8 protein-coding genes are annotated in these 5,662 nt (G+C 51.6%); all 8 read left to right on the plus strand.

The genetic code is table 11. From position 1 onward, the window contains the following. The coding region (locus QCH34_RS05440; protein WP_300331337.1) for a GAD domain-containing protein at positions 1-875 on the plus strand (875 nt) is incomplete at its 5' end. Between the two features lie 48 nt (positions 876-923). Then, on the plus strand, positions 924-1,208 hold the full coding sequence (locus QCH34_RS05445; protein WP_300331339.1) for a DUF5350 domain-containing protein: 285 nt from the start codon (positions 924-926) through the stop codon (positions 1,206-1,208). Positions 1,209-1,259: 51 nt separating this feature from the next. Next, on the plus strand, positions 1,260-1,616 hold the full coding sequence (locus QCH34_RS05450; protein WP_300331341.1) for a hypothetical protein: 357 nt from the start codon (positions 1,260-1,262) through the stop codon (positions 1,614-1,616). Continuing rightward, positions 1,603-2,130 (plus strand): nitroreductase family protein, encoded by a 528-nt coding sequence (locus QCH34_RS05455; protein ID WP_300331343.1) that lies wholly within the window; start codon positions 1,603-1,605, stop codon positions 2,128-2,130. Before QCH34_RS05450 ends, QCH34_RS05455 begins: the two co-directional genes overlap by 14 nt. A 17-nt stretch (positions 2,131-2,147) precedes the next feature. Then, a complete protein-coding gene (locus tag QCH34_RS05460; RefSeq protein WP_255332848.1) occupies positions 2,148-2,486 on the plus strand; it encodes a DUF555 domain-containing protein in 339 nt (112 codons plus the stop codon). Next, on the plus strand, positions 2,483-3,352 hold the full coding sequence (locus QCH34_RS05465; protein WP_300331347.1) for a carbohydrate kinase family protein: 870 nt from the start codon (positions 2,483-2,485) through the stop codon (positions 3,350-3,352). Before QCH34_RS05460 ends, QCH34_RS05465 begins: the two co-directional genes overlap by 4 nt. Position 3,353: 1 nt before the next feature. Beyond that, on the plus strand, positions 3,354-4,013 hold the full coding sequence (locus QCH34_RS05470; RefSeq protein ID WP_300331350.1) for a diphthine--ammonia ligase: 660 nt from the start codon (positions 3,354-3,356) through the stop codon (positions 4,011-4,013). A 1-nt stretch (position 4,014) separates the two neighbouring features. After that, positions 4,015-5,662: DUF2070 family protein (locus tag QCH34_RS05475; RefSeq protein WP_300331353.1), on the plus strand; the 1,648-nt coding region annotated here is incomplete at its 3' end.

Genomic DNA, 5,662 nt, shown 5'->3' on the forward strand with positions numbered 1-5,662 from the left:
CGGATTATGCAAAGAAATGCGGCGTTGGCGGCCTGTTCCATACCGATGAGCTGCCTGCATACGGCGTTACTGAAGAGGAGGTTGCTGCCCTGAGGGGGCGTGTGATGGCAGGCGATGGCGACTGTGTGATTATCGTCTCAGGAACAGAACCGCAGGCATCTTGTGCAATCAAACAGGCACTGAAGCGTGCAGGGATGGCACTTGAAGGAGTTCCTGAAGAGACCCGGAAGATGCTTCCCGAAGGAAGTTCCGCATATATGCGGCCACTCCCCGGAGCAGCACGGATGTACCCCGAGACGGATGTTCTTCCTGTTGAGATCACCGGGGAGATGATGGATGCAATCGAGCTCCCGGAGCTGTTGACCGATGTTGCGGAACGCTTCACAGAGGAGCTCGGTATCGATAGCGCGCTTGCCCGCCATATCGCTTATTCAGATCGGCTTCTGACCTTCGAGAAGGCGATTGCAGCCGGGATAAAACCTGCATTAGCTGCACGTACCCTCATCTCAACCCTGCGGGAACTGTCCCGTGATGGTGTGGATTGTGGGGGAGTCCCTGATGAGACGCTCATTGTGCTCCTCTCACGTGTCAATGACGGGGAGATTGCCAAGGAAGCAATTCCCGACATCCTCCGTGCCCTTGCCGGGGGTTCTCCACTCGAAGAGGCAATTTTGTCAGTCGGACCGACATTCTCGGTTTCCGATCTGGAATCATTAATTGAGGGAATTGTCACTGAACGTGCAGAATTCATCAGGGATCGTGGAATGGCGGCGCTTGGTCCGGTGATGGGTGTTGTTATGAAGGAAGTGAGGGGCAGGATAGACGGCCAGATTGTAGCAGATGTTTTAAAGCGATCGATTGAGAAGAGGATTTGAAAAGATATCTTTATCAAAAAGCCAGACAGTAGTTATAAGGAGTTTCACATGGGAAAGACAGGCAGCATAAACTGGCACCAGGTAAAAGGAAACCAGGGACAGATCAGACTGGTTCCTCAGAAGAGTGGTGAGGCTAAGAAGCCGGGACCGAACCAGAGATTTAAGAGACACACCATCGTCAAGAAGCTTGAGCAGAAGATGGCAAACGCCCAGCAGCAGGGCCGTGGGGGCGGAGGACGCAGGGGAGGACATGTTGTCGACCCACGTGTCAGGCGCCACATTCGACGCTCGAAGAAGACGATGATGGGCGCAAAACAGAAATCCAGGCGGTAATAGAAGACTACTACCTACCTTTTTATATTCTTTTATCCCCTGTATATCCATATGGATGTCAGGAATGCAGTTTTATCATGGCAGTATGCTGAGCGTCTCAAGACCGGCATTATCCAGGTATCAAAGATGCTCATGAGCCTGCCGGATTATCCAAAAGAAGAGAGAACAGGCGGTCGAAGAATGTTGATCAGCATCATCGAGGAATTGCGTGCAGATGCGGAGACAGCATCAGCGGCAACCGGGAATGCGGATTTTTCAAAAGTGTCCCACTCACTCTCGGAGATGATCAGCCTCACCGAAAGCAGCCAGTTTGGGCTTGCAACAGAGCGGGCAGGCGAAGGCGTCTCTGCTGCAACAACAGCGGCACAGAAAGCCTGGGAAGTACTACATTCACATGGAATCCTCTGAGTTTCTTGGTTTTCTGAAATCCCGCGGTTCAATCAGGAGTTATACCGGCGAGCAGATTACGCAGGATGAGAGAGAATATATTCTCTCTGCTGCATCAACTTGTCCGACTGCCGGAAACCGCGAGGCATGGGATGTGATCATCTGCAGGCAGGAGGATCTCCTGGAATCTCTTGCAGATGCGGCATTCAACCAGGAGTTTATTGCCCATGCAGGGACCGCTTTTGTCATCTGTGCAAATTATGTCAGATCGATGTCCAGGTATGGGGAGCGGGGGATACTCTATGCTGTACAGGATGCGACTATCGCCGGAACCTACATGATGCTCGCAAGCCATGCCCTTGGGCGTGCCACCTGCTGGATCGGGGCATTTGACGAGGAGGAAGTAAAAGAGATCCTCGGCATACCCCCTCATGTCCGGCCGGTTGCAATCCTCCTGATCGGAGAGGGGAAGGAGCAGGCAGTATCGCCTGAGCGGATGACCATTCACGAACACCTTCATGAGGATTACTGGTAAATTGGAGATTCATTATTATGGCAGATTATCATGTGACACTGGAATCGGCATGGATCGTTAAGGACGTTAAAACCGTTGACGATGCGATCGGTATTGCCATCAGCGAGGCTGGTAAGCGACTCAATCCGACGGCAAAGTTTGTCGAGGTTGAGATCGGGGCAACATCATGCCCAAATTGCGAAGAAGAACTGAATAACGCGCTTATGGTAGCAAATACCGCCCTTGTGGGCCTGACCCTGGATATGAAGGTCTTCAAGGCGGAGTCCGAGCAGCATGCCGAGCGTATCGCAAAAGCGACAATCGGAAAAGCACTCAGGGAGATTCCACTTCAGGTTGTGGAAGTGATCGAGATATGATTCATGTCGTCGGCCATACGGCGACAGATCATATCTTTCGTGTCCCGCATCTTCCGGATCCAAACACCTCGACACAGATCCTCGACCACCAGATCTTCTTCGGCGGCGGGGCAGCAAATATCGCTGTCGGCATTGCAGTCCTTGGTGGAGAATCAACACTCGTCTCCGCTGTAGGGGGCGATTTTGAAGGAACAGATTATGACCGCTGGCTTCATTCACATCATGTCGGCAGGTACTTCTACATCGAGGAGGAAGCCCACACACCCCTTGCCTGTATGTTCACCGATGAACGGGAAGATCAGATCACCTTCTTTGAATGGGGTGCATCAGAGGCTTTTACAAAAGCTGATCCACCGTCATTTGACTTTGTGCATATGGCAACCGCCGATCCCTCGTACAACGTGAAGGTCGCGGAGCGTGCCGGTTTTGCTTCTTTTGATCCCGGACAGGATATCCACAAATATAGTGCCGAGCAGTTTGAACAGCTGCTTGATTCAATTGATATTCTCTTCGCAAACAGGTACGAGGCAGAAATTATGGCAAAAGTTCTTTCGCATACTGAAGAGGAGCTTTCTGCACGCGTTCCTGTTGCGATCTTTACCCAGGGGAAAGAGGGAAGCAGACTCTACGAAGATGGTGCTCTCACGGTGATCCCATCAGTGCCGGTGACGCTTGTTGATCCGACCGGGGCTGGCGATGCATATCGTGCAGGGTTCCTGACGGCCTATAAGAAAAAGCTGCCTCTTGCAGACTGCTGCCGTATCGGGACGGTTTGTTCGTCATTTGTCATCGAGAAGACCGGGTGTCAGACGAATTTACCGATATGGGATCAGATGCAGGATAGGCTGGATACATACTTTGGGTGATATGCAGGTGTATGCGGCACTGACGTCAGGTGGAAAGGATTCAGTCCTCTCTATCCAGCTTGCCCTTGATGCCGGGCTTGATATTGGATATATCGTCTGCGTCCGGCCGGATAATCCGGATTCCTATATGTTCCATTCATCAAACCTGGATGCGGTCCGACTGATCGCAGAACGGGGCCGGATGGAGTACATAGAGATTACAACCCACGGTAAAAAGGAGGAGGAGCTGGTTGATCTTGAGAAAGGGCTCTCTCTCCTTCCAATCGAAGGCATAGTCGCCGGTGCAATCCAGTCGAAGTACCAGTATGATCGGGTCAGCACCATTGCAGGGAGGCTGGGGCTTTCTGTCTTCACCCCCCTCTGGCAGAAGGATCCGGAATGGATCATGGATGAGGTGGTACGTCGGCTTGATGCAATCATCGTGGTCTGTGCAGCAGACGGGCTGGGTGAAGAGATGCTTGGCACCCATATTGATGCCGGAGTGGTAGAGAGGCTGAAGCAAATCTCAGCGAAGAACCGGATACATATCGCAGGAGAGGGGGGCGAATACGAGACCCTTGCAATAAACGCACCCTTCTATAGCACCCCAATCAGGTGGAGCGGCGAGATGCGCAGGGTTTATACTGGCAGAAGTGAATTAATTCTCAACGGATTGTGGTAGTATGGCTCCGGGGGGCGACGTCAGGATCGAGAGATTATCGCGGTTTATCTTTACCGCCCCCTCCTGGCCACGATCCCTTCTGATCATTATCATTCTCGGTTTTTTAATAGACATCGCATTAATTAGGGCACAGGAGCCGATCTGGTTCTTCGGATCCATCGGTTTTACTCTGCCTGCGCTCTTTGCCTTTTATTTTACCCGCCAGTTTATCCATTTATCAGGAAAGAAACTGACCTGGAACAGATCCGGGCTTCTTGCCCTGGCATCAGTGGTTGTCGGAGTTATTATCACCGCCTTTGCTGCCATAGGCGTAGATTCAGGGTTCTATCTTCCGATAACCTACGCAACCGGTCTTGGCATGGTTCTCTCACTCCGGATGCCCGTCCTTGTCGCAGTTGCAGATTACCGGCTCAGGAGAATGATCATTCCTGCGGCACTCCAAAGCCTGTTTGGACTGTGTGCAGGATATTATTATTTTGGGCAGGAATTTCTTCTCTGGGCAGGCGGGCTCCTGATCATCTTCGGAATAGGCAGCTCCATATTCATCTGGCTCATCGAAAGACCCCTGAAAAGGGCCTTTGGGCTCTCCGGACTGAGCTTTCTGAATGCATTCATTGCCCATATGACCGATGGATCGAAGACCCTGGAAGATTTCTTCTCTGAGATAGGAGAAGAAGTAACAATTCCACAGGTGAGCCTCTTCTTTTCGCGTGATGGTGCAGGTGATGCGGTACTCACAGTACCCAATATCCATCCCGGACCGATGGGCGAGATAGGGAGTGCGAACCTCCCCAAAATCATTCACGATCGGTTTGATGAAGAGTTCTTTGTCGCCCATGGGTGTGCAACCCATGATTTTAATCTTGTTTCAGAGTCTGAAGTTGAAGTGATCATTGATGCGCTTGCCAAGTCACAGAAGAACCTTATTTATTCTGAGGGGGCAAGCAGGCCGGTCAGGACCCGATATGGAAGTGTCGAGATCCTGACCCAGCGGTTCTCAGATTCGATCCTTATGATCTCCACCCGTTCACCTGAAAAGACAGAGGATATCGACTTTAATATCGGGATGACGATCATGGCCGAGGGACACCGGTGGTTCCGTGATGTTGCCTTCATAGATGCCCACAACTGTATGACAGATGTCTCTTCCCCGGTGCTGCCCGCAACCCCGCTTGGAACTGAATATTACCGTGCAGCCCTCGCTGCAATGGAGAAAGCGGTTAAAGAACCACTTCTGCCGTTCTCTATTGGGATATGCCACCGACGCCTGCCATTTACACGGATGGAGGGTTTTGGCGATCTTGGCATTCAGGTGCTTGCGATGAGCGTTGAAGGCACAAGATGCGCCTTTATTCTCTTTGATGGCAACAATATCCAGGAAGGGGTGAGAGAAGAGATACGGGAGGCAGTGAGTGATCTCGTTGATGAATGCGAAATCATGACGACAGATACCCATGTTGTCAATACCGTGAGCGGGAAGAACCCGATCGGCCATATCATTCCCGTCTCTTCGATCATTCCCCATGTCAGATCTGCTGTTCTTGAGGCACTTGATGACCTGAAACCCGCGAAGTCGGCATCTGTGACAACATGGTGTGAAGGACTCATTATCTTCGGCTCTCACCGGATTGCCCAGTTTGCAGGCACTG

The organism is Methanocalculus sp., from assembly GCF_029762515.1.
Lineage (GTDB): Archaea > Halobacteriota > Methanomicrobia > Methanomicrobiales > Methanocorpusculaceae > Methanocalculus.